The organism is Ramlibacter rhizophilus, assembly GCF_004681965.1.
GTDB lineage: Bacteria > Pseudomonadota > Gammaproteobacteria > Burkholderiales > Burkholderiaceae_C > Ramlibacter > Ramlibacter rhizophilus.
The window spans coordinates 431,956-446,728 of the sequence record NZ_SMLL01000005.1 but is presented as its reverse complement, the minus strand read 5'-3'; the positions used below and the strand labels follow the sequence as shown (position 1 = coordinate 446,728).

The following is a 14,773-nucleotide window of genomic DNA, read 5'->3' as shown; positions in this document are numbered from 1 at the left end:
CAGCCTGCGGCTCGCGCACCGGCGGCAGCAGCAGCAGGGCGAAGGCCGGCGCGAGCAGCAGGCAGGCGGCGGCGGCGGTGGCGCAGGACGCGGCCTTGGCTTGGGCGCGGGTGGCGGAGGCGGCGGCTTGGGCGCGGGCGGGGGCGGAACCGGCGCCGGCGGCACGGGCGCGGGCGCCGGCGGTGCCACCACGGGCGCGGGCGCCGGCGGCGGAAGGATTTCGCTGACCATCACCACCGGGAGCACCACCTCCGCGGTGCGGCGCACCAGGCCGTTCTGCAGCGCCCAGAGGGCGGCGACGTGCAGCAGAAGCACGCCGCTGGCGATGGTGAGGTGGCGGGGTGAGGTGAGCAAGATCCGAAAAGGCGCTGCGCAGGCGGGAAGTGTCGGTCAGGATTCGAGCGTCAGCCGCGCAGCGCCCACCAGGCGATCGCGACGACGGCGACCAGGCTCAGGCCGAAGCCGAGGACGAAATCCATACCGGCCGCTGCACCGCGGGGCGGGTGGACTGCAGGCCGGCCACCGGGTGGCAGGGACTGCACTGGGCGACGACTTCACGTGCGCATCCTTCGCACTGGCCGCACTGGGTTGCCACGCCCAGCTCGAGCTGGATGTCGCTGAAGTCCATGCCGGCATGCACATGGCGTGCGATGTCACGGTCGGAGACGCGGTTGCAGACGCAGACGATCATGGTGGAAAGCGGGCGGGGCTGGCCAGTGGATTTGCGAGCTGCCAGTATAAATGCGAATCGATCGCATTTGCAATCATCGCGATCAGATATCCCTACCGAGGAGAGGTGGCGCGTCGGCGAGCAGCAGGGACCGGTCGAGGTCAGCGAGGCGCGCCGCCCCGCACTGCGCCAGCGCCACGGCCAGCTCGTCCCGCAGCAGCCGCAAACCATGCGCGACCCCGGCGGCCCCCGCGCTGGCCAGGGCCCAGATCAGTGGCCGCCCCACCAGCACCGCCCGGGCGCCGAGCGCCAGGGCCTTGAGCGCGTCGGTGCCTCGAACCACGCCGCCATCCACCAGCAAAGGCAGCGCGCCCGCGACCGCGTCGGCCATGGCCGGGAGCGCCTGCGCCGTCGCGATCGCCGAATCGAGCGTGCGACCGCCGTGGTTGGAGACGATGAGCCCATCCACCTGCAGCCGCGCCGCCTCGCGGGCATCCTGTGGATGCAGCACGCCCTTGAGCAGCAGCGGCAGTCGCGTGCGCGCTTTCAGCCAGGCCACGTCGTCCCAGGTGGGCGCACGCGCGAGGAGCGCGCCGAGGGAGCCGGCCGATGCGGCTTCCGAGGCGGGGAGGTTGACCATGCCGACGCCCGCAGGCAGCTTGAAGCCGGCCCGCTGTTCGGCGGCGCGCGGTGTGCGGACGGCGGCATCGACCGTGAGCACCAGCGCCTCGTAACGCGCGGCCTCGGCGCGCTGGACGAGTTCGAGCGTCGCGGCGCGATCCGAGAGGAAGTACAGCTGGAACCACAAGGGCCCCCGTCCGGAGTCGTCCCTGCGCACGGCCGCCGCCACCGTTTCGAGCAGCGTGCTGGCCTGGCTGCTCAGGACGAAGCCGGCGCCTTGCGCGGCCGCGGCAAGTGCCATGCCGACTTCGCCGTCGGGATGGGCAAGTCGCTGCAGGGCCATGGGCGCCACGAGCAGGGGGCAGGGAAGGGGGCGGCCGAAGAGGGTCGCATCGGTCCGCACTTCACGGACGGCGCGCAGCACCCGAGGCACCAGGCCGATGCGGTCCCAGGCCGCGCGGTTGGCGCGTCGGGTGAGTCCATCGCCAGCGTGCGCGCTGAAGTAGGCCCAGGCGCCTTCATCCAGCCGCTGGCGCGCAGCGGCCTCGTAATCGGCCAGGCTCAGGATGCCGGGAGGGATCGGTTCCAGTGTGGCGCTCATGGGGTGGCCCACAGGCGCAGCAGGTTGTGGTACGTGCCCGTGAGCTGCACCAGGGCCGGGTCTTCGCCGCGCTGGCGCAGCTTGAGCAGGGCCATGTCCATCTCGAAAAGCAGCTGCCGCTTTTCGCCGCCACGCACCATGCTCTCGATCCAGAAGAAGCTCGCCAGCCGCGCGCCCCGGGTGACGGGCGTGACCTCGTGCAGCGTGGTGCCGGGATAGAGGAGCAGGTCGCCCGCGGGCAGCTTGAAGCGCCGCTCACCCTGCGGCTCGTGCACGAGCAGCTCGCCGCCTTCGTACTCGTGCGGCTCGGCCAGGAAGAGGGTGCAGGACAGGTCCGTGCGCACCCACTGCCCGGGCTCGCGCGAATGGACGACCGCGTTGTCCACGTGCGCGCCGTAGTGGCTCGCATGGGGCGTGTAGCGGTTGAACAGCGGGTTGAAGATGCGGCGGGGCAGGGCGGCTGAGAAGAAGAGCGGATCGCGCCCCAGCGCTGCCAGCACCAGGGCCTGCAGGCCGCGGCAGGCGTCGCTGTCCTGCGCAAGCTGCTCGTTGTTCTTGCGGGCGACCGCCTGGTCGCCCGCGCTGCTGCGCCCGTCGATCCACGGCGCCTGCGCATCGAGCAGCACCGCGCGCGCGGCACGCAGCTCGTCGGCCGTGAGGATGCCTTGAAGGTGCAGCAGCATGGGGGCTAGAACATCGCTTTGAGGGTCAGTTCCACCCGTCGCGGCGCGCCCGGCGCGTAGAAGCCGCGGTAAAGGGCATCGGCGTAGAGCTCGTCGGTGAGGTTGGTGACGTTCACCTTCGCGGACCAACGCTCGTCGAAGGTGTATTCGGCCATGGCGTCCGCGGTCACGAAGTTGTCGGCCAGCACGTGGCGGGCGCCCTCGGGGTTCTGCTCGCCGCGCCAGGTCAGGCCCGCCCCCAGGCGCAGCTGGGGCAGCACGCGGTAGGTGGTCCAGAGGCTGCCGCTGTGCCGGGGCGTGAGGCCCGGGCGGTCGCCCTCCACCTGTGCGCCGGTGCCGGCGGCATTGAGCTGCACGTTGCTCTCGTCGATCTGCGCGATCGGGATCCAGGTGTGATTGAAGAACACGTCCCACTTCGCGTTCACGCGCCCGGCCAGGTTGAATTCCAGCCCGGCGGCGTGGCGTTTGCCCGAGAGCAGCTCCTGCAGGGCGGCGCTATCCGGGTCGGTGTTGCGCTCGTTGAATTTCTCGCTGTAGAAGGCCGCGACGCCGAAGAGGGCGCGCCGCTCGAACAGCTCCCACTTGCCGCCCACCTCGAGGTTGCGGCTCTTCTCGGGCGGCGTGTTGGCGGTGCGCTGCGCGCCGGCAGTGAAGTTCACCGCGAACTGGTAGGCGTCGCCCGAGGTGTTGTACGACGTGCCGTAGGACACGTAGTAGGAGCTGGTATCGCTCGGCTGCCACAGCACGCCCACGCGCGGGCTCCAGAGCTTGTCGGTGCGCTCGCCGGTCACCGTGCCGGCGGCGTCGCGGTAGGAGGCGGTGAACCGGTCGAAGCGCAGGCCGCCCACCAGCTTGAGGGTGGGGGTGATGCCGTAGGTGTCCTGCGCGTACAGGCCGATGTCCTTTGCATCGAAGGTGTTGAACGGCGCGGGGCCGCGCGTATCGGGCCGCACCGCACCGTCGTTGGGCGTTGCCACCGTGGTCGTGGGCGAGGGAGCCAGGCCGGTGGTGAAGTTGTTGTTCCGCTTCGCGTCTTCGTGGTACAGGTCCACGCCGGCCAGCAGCTCGTGCGCGCCGAAGCGGCCCGAATAGTCGCTCGCGATCTGGGTGAGCTCGCTCTCGCCCTGGCGGGCCTTGGGCGCGCGGGTGATCACGGTGGCGTCGCCGAGGTTGGCCTGCGTGGTGCCGGGGGCGAAGCGGACGACGCTGGCCAGCAGGTCGCGTTCGAAGCGGCCGTGGCGGATGCGCGTGCGCAGCTCGCCGGGGTGGTCGAAGCGATGGACGTGCGAGAAGGTGGCGTAGGTGGCGCCGGTGTCGAGCCGGTCGTTGGCCAGGCCGTAGTAGTTGCGGGCGGGCAGCGAAGGAATGCCTTCGCCGTTCACCACGAACCAGGGGTGGTTGTAGAGGGGGCGACCCTCCACCTGCAGGTGGTACAGGCCCACGGAGAATTCGTTGCGCGTGCCGATGCCCCAGCGGTAGGTGGGGGCGATGCCCAGCTTCTCCTGCTCGGCGCCCCAGTTCCGCGCGTCGTGGACCATGGCGTTCAAACGGAATGCGGCGTTCTCGCCGGTGTGGAAGTTGAAGTCGCCCGTGAGCCGGTGGAAGTTGCCCGTGCCGACGGTGTAGTCCACCTCGTGCTGGGTCATCAGGAAGGGCTGCTTGCTCACCTGGTTGACCACGCCGCCGGTGGACCCCTTGCCGAACAGCATGGAGGCCGAGCCCTTGAGCACCTCGATGCGGTCGTTGTTGAAGGTGTCGCGCTCGTACAGGGCGCCGTCGCGCAGGCCGTCGGTGTAGATGTCACCGGCCTGGCCGAGCGAGAAGCCGCGCAGGCGCACGTCTTCTTCGCCGGTCTCGCCGGCCTGGAAGGTCACGCCGGCGGTGGTGCGCAGGACTTCGCGGAAGTCGTCGAGGTTGCGGTCGTCCATCAGGCGCTCGGTCTGCACGGTGACGGACTGCGGGATGTCCTTCAGCTCCTGGCTGCCCTTGCCGATCTGCGTCTTGCGCACCCGCAGGCTGTTCTTGGTCTGCGGCGATTCGGCCTGCTCGGTGACCGTGACGGTGCCCAGGGTGCGCTCGCCGCTGCGGGCCGTCTGCGCGGTTACGCCGGCCGACGCGGCCAGGAGCATGGCGCCCAGCGGCAGCAGGGCGTGGTCGGACAAGGAAGATCGCGGATGGGTCAGGGTCGCCAAGAAAGCCTCCGGCATCCCGCACGCGGCGGGTGGGTTGTCGATGAGGCTGGCTGGGGGGGCGCGGGACGCGCGAGCGTGGCTGGCCGGGTGGATCAGCCGCGGATGTTACATCAAATGCGAATCAATCGCATTTGCGGTGGTCGCGTGAAGGCGATCAGGAAGGCTCGTCCATGATGGACTGCAGGTAGTTCTGCAGCCCGACCTTGCCGAGGACGTCGAGTTGCGTCTCCAGGAAGTCGATGTGCTCTTCAGTGTCGCGCAGGATGTATTCGAGCAGGTCGCGCGAGACGTAGTCCTGGCCCTGCTCGCACGCGGCGATGCCTTCCTTGAGGGTGGTTTGCGCGCCGCGCTCGCTGCGCAGGTCGCAGTCCAGCAGCTCGGGAACGTCCTCGCCGATGAGGAGCTTGCCCAGGTCCTGCAGGTTGGGCAGGCCGCCCAGCATCAGGATGCGCTCCATCAGCTTGTCGGCGTGCTTCATCTCGCCGATGGACTCCTCGTACTCCTTCTTGGCGAGCTTGCCGAAGCCCCAGTGCTTGAGGATGCGGTAGTGCAGGAAGTACTGGTTGGTGGCTGTGAGCTCGTTGCGCAGCTGGGCCTGGAGGAGGTGGATGATCTTGGGGTCGCCTTGCATGGGTGCTCCGGGAGAATTCCCGGACGATTGTGGACCAAGTGACCCGGCCTGGGCGAGGGGGCGACAAGCCCTCGCCCAGGGCGCGATCAGGCCGGCGCCGTGGTGCGGATCAGGTGGTCGAAGGCGCTGAGCGCCGCCTTGGCGCCATCGCCTGCGGCGATGATGATCTGCTTGTACGGCACGGTGGTCGCGTCGCCCGCGGCGAAGACGCCCGGCATGGAGGTCTGCCCCTTCGCATCGACCACGATCTCGCCATACCGGGACAGCTCGATCGTGCCCTTGAGCCAGTCGGTGTTGGGCACCAGGCCGATCTGCACGAAGATGCCCTCCAGCGGCACCTGCTTGATCTCGTCCGTGGCGCGGTCCTTGTAGTGCAGTCCGGTGACCTTCTGGCCGTCGCCCGTGATCTCGGTGGTCTGCGCGTTCAGGATCACCGTGACATTGGGCAGGCTTTGCAGCTTGCGCTGCAGCACGGCGTCGGCACGCAGCTTGGTGTCGAACTCGATCAGCGTCACGTGGCCCACGATGCCGGCCAGGTCGATGGCCGCTTCCACCCCGGAGTTGCCGCCGCCGATCACGGCCACGCGCTTACCCTTGAAGAGCGGGCCGTCGCAGTGCGGGCAGTAGGCCACGCCCTTGTTCTTGTATTCCTGCTCGCCGGGCACGTTGATGTTGCGCCAGCGCGCGCCGGTGGACAGGATCACGGTGCGTGACCTGAGCGAGGCGCCGTTCTCCAGCTGCACCTCGACCATGTTCTCGTCCGCGTGCGGCACCAGCGCCTTGGCGCGCTGCAGGTTCATGATGTCCACGTCGTAGTGGCGCACGTGCTCCTCCAGCGCCAGCGCGAAGCGCGGGCCTTCGGTCTCCTTGATGGAGATGAAGTTCTCGATGCCCAGGGTGTCCAGCACCTGACCGCCGAAGCGCTCGGAGGCGATGCCGGTGCGGATGCCCTTGCGCGCTGCGTACACCGCGGCCGCCGCGCCGGCCGGACCGCCGCCCACGATCAGCACGTCGAAGGGTTCCTTGGCGGCCATCTTGGCGGCCTCGCGCTCGCCGCTCTTGCTGTCGATCTTGGCGACGATCTCCTCCACCGTCATGCGGCCCGAGCCGAACATGGTGCCATTGAGGAAGACCGTGGGAACGCCCATGATCTGGCGCTCCTTGACCTCGTCCTGGAACAGCCCGCCCTCGATCATGGTGGCCTTGATGCGCGGGTTCTGCACCGCCATGAGGTTCAGCGCCTGGACCACGTCGGGGCAGTTGTGGCAGGTGAGCGAGACGTACACCTCGAATTCGAAGTCGCCGTCCAGCGCGCGGATCTGGTCCAGCAGTGCCTGCTCCACCTTGGGCGGATAGCCGCCTACCTGCAGCAGCGCCAGCACCAGCGAGGTGAACTCGTGGCCCATGGGCAGGCCGGCGAAGCGCGGCCCCGTGCTGTGGCCGGGGCGGTGGATCATGAAGGAGGGCGTGCGATGAGGCCCGCCCCGGGTTTCCGTGATGGTGATGAGCCTGGAGCTGTCGGCCACGTCGCGCAGCAGCGCCTGCATGTCGCGCGAGGCCTGCGTGTCGTCCAGCGAGGCGGTGATCTCCACCGGCTGGGTGATGCGTTCGAGGTAGCTGGCGAGCTGGGCTTTCAATGCGGCTTCGAGCATGCGGATCTCCCGTGATTCGAGGTGTTCGGAAACGAAAAGGCCCGGGGGCAGGGTGCGCGCCCGGGCCTCCTGAGATGCGCCCAGAGGGCGCGCGCGGGCTTAGATCTTGCCGACCAGGTCCAGCGAAGGCTTGAGCGTGGCCGAGCCTTCCTCCCACTTGGCCGGGCAGACTTCGCCCGGATGCGCCGCGACATACTGGGCGGCCTTGACCTTGCGCACCAGGTCGGTGGCGTTGCGGCCGATGCCCTCGGCGGTGATCTCGATCGCCTGGATCACGCCCTGCGGGTCGACGATGAAGGTGCCGCGGTCGGCCAGGCCTTCGGCTTCACGCATGCATTCGAAGTTGCGGGTCAGCGCGCCGGTGGGGTCGCCGATCATCGTGTACTGGATCTTGCGGATGGTGTCCGAGGCGTCGTGCCAGGCCTTGTGGGTGAAGTGCGTGTCGGTGGACACGGAGTACACCTCCACGCCCATCTTCTGCAGCTGCTCGTACTGGTCGGCCACGTCGCCCAGCTCGGTGGGGCACACGAAGGTGAAGTCGGCGGGGTAGAAGAAGAACACCGCCCACTTGCCCTTGACCTGCTCGTCGGTGACCTCGATGAATTTGCCTTGCCGGAAGGCCTGGTTCTTGAAGGGCTTGATCTGGGTGTTGATGACGGACATTGGTTTCCTCTGGGTTGGTTGTCGCGCACATTCTTGGCGAACAGGCGCGATCTTAGAGGGACCTCATGCCGTGATCCATTCGATTGCTGCAATGCGCAAGATTTAGTTTGACTATCGGGAGGTGTCCGTCCATCGTCTGCACCGCCCCAATGGCGCTTCAGTACTCCAGCCGCTCCGGCCGCAACTCCTGCAGGATCGTCGTCGCGATCTCCTCGATCGACTTGGTGGTGGTGGACAACCAGCGGATGCCGGCCCGCCGCATCATGGCCTCCGCCTCGGCCACTTCCATACGGCAGTTCTCCAGCGCGGCGTAGCGCGAGTTGGGGCGCCGCTCGTTGCGGATCTGCGAGAGGCGCTCGGGCTGGATGGTCAGGCCGAAGATCTTCTTGCGGTGGGGAATGAGGGCGCCGGGCAGCTGCTGGCGGTCGAAGTCCTCCGGGATGAGCGGGTAGTTGGCCGCCTTCAGGCCGTACTGCATGGCCAGGTACAGGCTGGTGGGTGTCTTGCCGCTGCGGCTCACGCCCACCAGGATCACGTCGGCCTGCTCCAGGTCGCGGTTGCTCTGGCCGTCATCATGGGCCAGGCTGAAATTGATGGCTTCGATGCGGTCGTGGTAGGCCTGGCTCTGGCTCACGTCGGAGAACCGGCCCACGCGGTGGTTGGACTTCATGCCCAGCTCGATCTCCAGCGGCCGCACGAAGGTGCCGAACATGTCCAGCAGCATGGCCTTGCAGCCGGCCTCGATGACCTGCAGGATCTCCACGTTCACCAGCGTGGTGAACACGATGGGCCGCCGGCCCTCGATCTCGGCCACGTGGTTGACCTGCCGCACCACCTGATGGGCCTTGTCGACCGTGTCGATGAAGGGCAGCCGCACGTGGCGCGGCTTGAACTCGAACTGCGCGAGGATGGCGTTGCCGAAGGTCTCGGCCGTGATGCCGGTGCCATCGGAAATGAAGAAGACGGTGCGGTTGGGCATGGGGCCTTTCAGGGGCGGACAAGGGGCCACCGCCAGTGCAGCGCCGCCTACAATGGCCTCGATTATCCGAATTCCCCCTCATGCATCGCAGCTGCCCACCAGAACAAGCACAAAGCCGCTCGCCGTGTCATGGGAAAGAGCGCCCCGCGGGCGCCGCACAGGTTTCAACTTCCGGAGCTTTCCCATGTCTTCTTCCACCCGCTTCGAGGCGACCGCCCTGGTCGTTCCGTTTGAGAACCTGAGGATGACCGACGTCGAGGTCGTCGGCGGCAAGAACGCCAGCCTCGGCGAAATGATCTCGCAGCTGCCCGAGGGGGTGCGCGTGCCCACGGGCTTCGCCACCACCGCCCATGCGTTCCGGCAGTTCCTGGCCTATGACGGCCTGGCCGAGCGCATCCACCAGCGCCTGGAAACGCTCGACACCGAGGACGTGCGCGCGCTGGCCGCCGCGGGGGCCGAGATCCGGCAGTGGGTCGAGGCGCAGCCCTTCCCCAAGGACCTGGAAGCCGCGATCCGCGCCGCGTTCGAGACGCTCGCGGCCGGCAATGCCCAGGCCAGCTTCGCGGTGCGCTCCTCCGCCACCGCCGAGGACCTGCCCGACGCCTCCTTCGCCGGCCAGCAGGAGACCTTCCTCAACGTCGTGGGCATCGAGCAGGTGCTGCACAAGATGAAGGAGGTCTTCGCCTCCCTCTACAACGACCGCGCCATCAGCTACCGCGTGCACAAGGGCTTCACCCATGCCGAGGTGGCGCTCTCGGCCGGCGTGCAGCGCATGGTGCGCAGCGACCTGGGCGCGGCCGGCGTGATGTTCACCATCGACACTGAGTCGGGCTTCGAGGAAGTGGTCTTCATCACCTCCAGCTACGGCCTGGGCGAAACCGTGGTGCAAGGCGCCGTCAACCCCGACGAGTTCTACGTGCACAAGCCCATGCTGCAGGCCGGCAAGCGCGCGGTCATCCGCCGCAACCTGGGCTCCAAGCTGCTGCAGATGGTCTTCGCCTCGCCTGCCGAGCAGGCGGCCGGCGCCAAGCTGGTCAAGACCGTGGACGTGCCGCTGGAGCAGCGCAACCGCTACTCGCTCTCCGACGCCGACGTCGAGCAGCTCGCCCATTACGCCCTGGTCATCGAGAAGCACTACGGCCGGCCGATGGACATCGAGTGGGGCAAGGACGGCCAGGACGGACTGCTCTACATCCTGCAGGCCCGCCCCGAGACGGTGAAGAGCCAGGCGCAGGGCAAGGCCGAGCTTCGCTACAAGCTCAAGGGGAAGGGCACCGTGCTGGCCGAAGGCCGCGCCATCGGCCAGAAGATCGGCACCGGCCCCGTGCGGCTGGTCCACAGCACCAACGAGATGGACCGGGTGCAGCCTGGCGACGTGCTGGTCACCGACATGACCGACCCGAACTGGGAGCCGGTGATGAAGCGCGCCAGCGCCATCGTCACCAACCGCGGCGGGCGGACCTGCCATGCGGCCATCATCGCGCGCGAGCTGGGCATCCCCGCCGTGGTCGGCTGCGGCAACGCCACCGACACGCTCAGCGACGGGACGCTGGTGACCGTGAGCTGCGCCGAGGGCGACACCGGCTTCATCTACGACGGCCTGCTTGAGACCGAGGTGAGCGAGGTCCAGCGCGGCGCCATGCCCGCGATCGCGACCAAGATCATGATGAACGTGGGCAACCCCCAGCTGGCCTTCGATTTCGCGCAGCTGCCCAACGAGGGGGTGGGCCTGGCTCGGCTGGAGTTCATCATCAACAACAACATCGGCGTGCACCCCAAGGCCATCCTCGACTATCCCAACGTCGATTCGGACCTGAAGAAGGCCGTGGAGTCGGTGGCCCGCGGGCATGCCTCGCCGCGCGCCTTCTACGTGGACAAGGTGGCCGAAGGCGTGGCCACCATTGCCGCGGCCTTCTGGCCCAAGCCGGTGATCGTGCGCCTGTCGGACTTCAAGAGCAACGAGTACCGCAAGCTGATCGGCGGCTCGCGCTACGAGCCCGAGGAAGAAAACCCCATGCTGGGCTTCCGCGGCGCCGCGCGCTACCTCAGCGCGGAGTTCGGCGAGGCCTTCGCCATGGAGTGCGAGGCCCTGCGCCGCGTGCGCAGCGAAATGGGCCTGACCAATGTGCAGGTGATGGTGCCCTTCGTTCGCACGCTGGGGCAGGCCGAGCGGGTCACGACGCTCCTGGGCAAGTTCGGCCTGGAACGCGGCAAGGAGGACCTGAAGCTCATCATGATGTGCGAGGTGCCGAGCAACGCGATCCTGGCCGACGAGTTCCTGCAATACTTCGACGGCTTCTCCATCGGCTCCAACGACCTCACCCAGCTCACGCTGGGGCTGGACCGCGATTCCGGACTGGAGCTGCTGGCCGTCGATTTCGACGAGCGCGACCCGGCCGTCAAGGCCCTGCTGCAGCGGGCCATCGAGGCCTGCCTCAAGCAAGGCAAGTACGTGGGGATCTGCGGCCAGGGGCCCAGCGACCATGCCGACTTCGCCCAGTGGCTCGCGCAGCAGGGCATCTCGTCCATCTCGTTGAACCCGGACAGCGTGATCGAGACCTGGCAGAAGCTCGCGGGCTGACCTCTACAGGGTGACAGGGGTCGCCCGACCAAACACATCCGTTCGCCCTGAGCGTTTATTCACCGCGGCCGCAGCCGCGGTGACAGACATCCCCGATCACATCCGTTCGCCCTGAGCCTGTCGAAGGGCTCGCGTGGTGAGTCTCGCGCGATGGGCTTCGACAAGCTCAGCCCGAACGGTGCGACCCGACGGAGTCCGTGGATTCGCTGCTTGTTGAGAGCCTGTCGAAGGGCTCGCGTGGTCGTCTGGCGCAGGGGCTTCGACAGGCTCAGCCCGAACGGTTGGGGGCCGCTTACCCGGTCAGTCGTCGGCGATGACCCAGGGATGGTCGCAGCGGCGGCAGCGCACCTGGGTCATGCGGGCGCGGCGATCTTCCCCGGTCACCTGGAAGCGGCCGTACTCGCCGCACTCCGCGCAGTTGGCCTGGTGCGCCAGCGCCTCGGCCCGCATCAGCAGGTAGAGGTAACGGCGCAGGGCCCACAGTGCGATGGCGCCGCAGGCCAGGCCCATCAGGGCGTCGAGCAGGCGCTCGCCGCCGCTGCCGCCGGCGAAGGCTTCCACGCTGGCCAGCATGGCGAAAAAGCTCAGGAGCGCCAGCAGCATGTGCCCATGGCTGGACAGCAGCTGGCGCTCATACCACTTGCGGAAACCGTGCCGCGCGACCCCTTCGGCCAGGCGGGTGTCAAGCGCTTTTTCGGGCAGGATCTTCATGATGCCGGTCATCATGCGCCCCGGCCGCTGCGGCTCCAAGCTACAAAGCCCTGCACCGGCGTAGGTCGGTACCGCGGCCTCGGTGCGCGGCTTTCCCGGCGGCTTGAAGGACGTGCGGACCGGACTGCTACAATCGCCGGCTTTGCCTTGCCACACCACCTGGATTTCGGGGCCGCATGCCCGGGAAGTCCTCGACGCCCGGGCGCCAGTCCGGAAGGTGGGTGGCTTCATCCACAAGGAGAAAACATGCGTCATTACGAGATCGTCTTGCTGATCCATCCGGATCAGAGTGAACAGGTTCCGGCCATGCTGGAGCGCTACAAGGGCATGATCACCGCCGGCGGCGGCAAGATCCACCGCGTGGAAGACTGGGGCCGCCGCCAGCTGGCCTACCAGATCAACAAGCTCGCCAAGGCGCACTACCTGTGCGTGAACATCGAGGCCGACCAGGCCGTGATGAACGAGCTGGAGCACGCCTTCCGCTTCAACGACGCCGTGCTGCGCCACCTCACCGTCGTGCGCAAGAAGGCCGACACGGGCCCGTCCTCCATGATGAAGACCGTGGAGCGCGAGGAAGCCCGCAAGGCGCAGCAGGCGGAGTTCCAGCAGCAGCAGGCCTGAGCCGCGAGGGCTGCGCCGCACGCGTGAACCAGCTTGTCCTGAGTGCCCGTATCGCCGAAGCCTTCGTGCTGCGATACACACCGGCCGGACTCCCGGCCCTGGACCTGAGGCTCGAACATGAGTCCGAGGTCCGGGAAGCCGGAACCACCCGGCAGGTGAAGGTGGCCCTCAAGGCCGTGGCGTTCGGCACCGATGCCGAAACCCTGGCCCGGCAGGCGGTGGGAAGCCAGTGGCGATTCGCCGGCTTTCTCGCCAACCCGCGCAACGGCAAGCACCCCGTGCTCCACATCCAGCAGTTCCAGATTCAAGACTAGTTTTTCGAGAGAGGTCCCACATGGCCACGTTCAAGAAGTTCAACAAGGACAAGCGTCCGAAGCGCAACACCCAGTCGCTGCTGTTCAAGCGCAAGCGCTTCTGCCGCTTCACGGTCGCCGGTGTCGAAGAGATCGACTACAAGGACGTCGACACCCTGCGTGATTTCGTTGCCGAGAACGGCAAGATCATCCCGGCCCGCCTGACCGGCACGCGCGCCATCTACCAGCGCCAGCTCAACACCGCCATCAAGCGTGCCCGCTTCCTGGCCCTGGTGCCCTACACCGACCAGCACCGCATCTGAGGAGCGCCAGACCATGCAAGTCATTCTTCTCGACAAGGTCCTCAACCTGGGCAACCTGGGTGAGATCGTCAAGGTCAAGGACGGTTACGCGCGCAACTTCCTGATCCCCACCGGCCGCGCCCGTCGCGCCACGGAAGCCAACAAGGCGGAGTTCGAAGCCCGCCGCGTGGAGCTGGAGAAGGCTGCCGCCGCCAAGCTGGCGGAGTCGCAGTCCCAGGGTGAGAAGCTGTCCGGCAGCACCGTGAAGCTGACCCAGAAGGCCGGCGTCGACGGCCGCCTGTTCGGCTCGGTGACCAACCAGGACATCGCCGAGGAACTCGGCAAGATGGGTTATCCCGTCGCCAAGTCGCAGGTTCGCATGCCCAATGGTCCCATCAAGCATGTGGGCGACAGCAACGTGAGCGTGGCCCTGCACACCGACGTGGTGGTGGAGATCAACGTCACCGTGTACGGCGAAACGGCCTGAAGCCGCTTGACGCTGCACAAGCCGCCTTCGGGCGGCTTTTTTTCTGGGCGCCTGCTTTCATCCACGCACGAAGCGGCTTTGCGCCGCCGCGACCACGCCGCCCCTGAGCATCTGCAGCGCGTGTCCGCGCTGCTGGCTCGCGGCCGAGATGGTGGAGGTCGCCGCCACCACCAGTTCCAGCGGTGGGTGCACCCAGATCATCTGGCCTGCGTAGCCGCTGGCAAGGAAGGTGCGCCGCGGCGCTTCGCCGGGGATGATCCACCAGAGATAGCCGTACGGCATGGCTGCGGGCGGACCGCCCCGGTTCTGGGGTCGCGTGGCATCGGCGACGTAGTCGGCCGCGAGGATCTGCCGCTCGCCCCAGCGTCCCTGCTGGAGGAGCAGCTGTCCGAGCGCCGCCATGTCCCGGGTGCGCAGGTGCAGCTGTCCGTAGCGGGGCTCCGCCATGCCCAGGGGCTGCACCAGCTCGCGGCGCGCGAACTCCGGCAAAGCCATTCCCGAGACCCGCTCGAGCAGGCCGACGAGCATTCCCACCACCGCGTTGTCATAGGCGAAGCGTTCACCCGGGGCGGCGGCGAGCGCACGAGCCCACCCGCGCTGCGGCGGCATCTTCCCGCTGATGGCGGTGGCCGATCCCAGGTCGAAGCCCGGCGTCATGGTGAGCAGGTGGCGCACGGTGATCGCCTGCACGCGGGGATCCTCGTTCACGCCGGCCCACTCGGGCACCAGCGCGAGCACCGGCTGGTCGAGGCTGGCGACCAGGCCTTGCCGCAGTGCGACGCCCACCAGCGCGGACAGCGCACTTTTTTCGACCGATTGCACGTTGCGCAGCCGCTCGGGTTCGGCGTCGCGGTAGAACTCGAAGACGCTGCGCCCCTGCACGGCCACGTACATGCTCTCCACGTCGGACCAGCGCGAGCCCAATTCCGCCAGCACGTCGGCGAAGGCGCCTTCGTCCGCGGCGCGATCAGCGGCCAGGGGAGGGCGTATCTGCGCGAAGGCGCTCGCGCGCCACCCCAGGCCGGCCGCGCCGGTGGCTGCGATGACGAGGGCGCGCCGCACGAAGGAAGGAGGAGGTGTCACGCG

The 14,773-nt window shown here is 68.1% G+C and carries 15 protein-coding genes and 1 pseudogene; 5 read left to right on the top strand and 11 right to left on the bottom strand.

What is annotated here, in order from left to right:
* From EZ242_RS22245 to ppsR, 9 genes and pseudogenes are all read right to left on the bottom strand, one after another.
* Nucleotides 1-354 (bottom strand): annotated as a pseudogene (locus tag EZ242_RS22245) (hypothetical protein); the annotation flags it as partial.
* A gap of 97 nt (nucleotides 355-451) precedes the next feature.
* Nucleotides 452-691, bottom strand: coding sequence for a (2Fe-2S)-binding protein (locus tag EZ242_RS14925; RefSeq protein ID WP_135285957.1), 240 nt, complete (start codon nucleotides 689-691; stop codon nucleotides 452-454).
* 82 nt (nucleotides 692-773) lie between these two features.
* Complete coding sequence (locus tag EZ242_RS14920) at nucleotides 774-1,892, bottom strand: alpha-hydroxy acid oxidase (RefSeq protein WP_135285956.1); 1,119 nt, start codon at nucleotides 1,890-1,892, stop codon at nucleotides 774-776.
* On the bottom strand, nucleotides 1,889-2,575 hold the full coding sequence (locus EZ242_RS14915; RefSeq protein ID WP_135285955.1) for a Fe2+-dependent dioxygenase: 687 nt from the start codon (nucleotides 2,573-2,575) through the stop codon (nucleotides 1,889-1,891). The genes EZ242_RS14920 and EZ242_RS14915 overlap by 4 nt, the downstream gene beginning before the upstream one ends.
* Nucleotides 2,576-2,580: 5 nt before the next feature.
* On the bottom strand, nucleotides 2,581-4,704 hold the full coding sequence (locus EZ242_RS14910) for a TonB-dependent receptor (protein ID WP_338101468.1): 2,124 nt from the start codon (nucleotides 4,702-4,704) through the stop codon (nucleotides 2,581-2,583).
* Nucleotides 4,705-4,921: 217 nt separating this feature from the next.
* A complete protein-coding gene (bfr, locus tag EZ242_RS14905; protein ID WP_135285953.1) occupies nucleotides 4,922-5,398 on the bottom strand; it encodes a bacterioferritin in 477 nt (158 codons plus the stop codon).
* Nucleotides 5,399-5,484: 86 nt separating this feature from the next.
* The gene (gene ahpF / locus EZ242_RS14900; RefSeq protein WP_135285952.1) at nucleotides 5,485-7,050 is read right to left on the bottom strand and encodes an alkyl hydroperoxide reductase subunit F; all 1,566 of its coding nucleotides are present in this window, start codon (nucleotides 7,048-7,050) and stop codon (nucleotides 5,485-5,487) included.
* Nucleotides 7,051-7,149: 99 nt separating this feature from the next.
* The gene (ahpC, locus tag EZ242_RS14895) at nucleotides 7,150-7,713 is read right to left on the bottom strand and encodes an alkyl hydroperoxide reductase subunit C (RefSeq protein ID WP_135285951.1); all 564 of its coding nucleotides are present in this window, start codon (nucleotides 7,711-7,713) and stop codon (nucleotides 7,150-7,152) included.
* 157 nt (nucleotides 7,714-7,870) lie between these two features.
* Nucleotides 7,871-8,692, bottom strand: coding sequence for a posphoenolpyruvate synthetase regulatory kinase/phosphorylase PpsR (gene ppsR, locus EZ242_RS14890; protein WP_135285950.1), 822 nt, complete (start codon nucleotides 8,690-8,692; stop codon nucleotides 7,871-7,873).
* A gap of 184 nt (nucleotides 8,693-8,876) precedes the next feature.
* Here ppsR and ppsA point away from each other — a divergent pair, with 184 nt between their 5' ends.
* Entirely contained in the window at nucleotides 8,877-11,273 is a 2,397-nt protein-coding gene (ppsA, locus tag EZ242_RS14885; RefSeq protein ID WP_135285949.1) for a phosphoenolpyruvate synthase, read from the top strand.
* Nucleotides 11,274-11,573: 300 nt separating this feature from the next.
* Here the strand turns inward: ppsA and EZ242_RS14880 are convergent, their stop codons facing one another.
* The gene (locus EZ242_RS14880; RefSeq protein ID WP_135285948.1) at nucleotides 11,574-11,984 is read right to left on the bottom strand and encodes a hypothetical protein; all 411 of its coding nucleotides are present in this window, start codon (nucleotides 11,982-11,984) and stop codon (nucleotides 11,574-11,576) included.
* Between the two features lie 246 nt (nucleotides 11,985-12,230).
* Between EZ242_RS14880 and rpsF the strand changes: the two genes are divergently transcribed.
* The 4 genes from rpsF to rplI are packed head-to-tail and all read left to right on the top strand — an operon-like array spanning nucleotide 12,231 to nucleotide 13,687.
* Entirely contained in the window at nucleotides 12,231-12,605 is a 375-nt protein-coding gene (rpsF, locus tag EZ242_RS14875; protein ID WP_135285947.1) for a 30S ribosomal protein S6, read from the top strand.
* A gap of 23 nt (nucleotides 12,606-12,628) precedes the next feature.
* Nucleotides 12,629-12,919 (top strand): primosomal replication protein N, encoded by a 291-nt coding sequence (gene priB / locus EZ242_RS14870; protein WP_135285946.1) that lies wholly within the window; start codon nucleotides 12,629-12,631, stop codon nucleotides 12,917-12,919.
* Between the two features lie 20 nt (nucleotides 12,920-12,939).
* The gene (rpsR, locus tag EZ242_RS14865) at nucleotides 12,940-13,221 is read left to right on the top strand and encodes a 30S ribosomal protein S18 (protein WP_135285945.1); all 282 of its coding nucleotides are present in this window, start codon (nucleotides 12,940-12,942) and stop codon (nucleotides 13,219-13,221) included.
* 13 nt (nucleotides 13,222-13,234) lie between these two features.
* Nucleotides 13,235-13,687, top strand: coding sequence for a 50S ribosomal protein L9 (rplI, locus tag EZ242_RS14860; RefSeq protein WP_135285944.1), 453 nt, complete (start codon nucleotides 13,235-13,237; stop codon nucleotides 13,685-13,687).
* A 57-nt stretch (nucleotides 13,688-13,744) separates the two neighbouring features.
* Here the strand turns inward: rplI and EZ242_RS14855 are convergent, their stop codons facing one another.
* Nucleotides 13,745-14,770: a serine hydrolase domain-containing protein gene (locus EZ242_RS14855; RefSeq protein ID WP_135285943.1), complete on the bottom strand. Its 1,026-nt coding sequence runs from the start codon at nucleotides 14,768-14,770 to the stop codon at nucleotides 13,745-13,747.
* Between the last annotated feature and the right edge of the window lie 3 nt (nucleotides 14,771-14,773).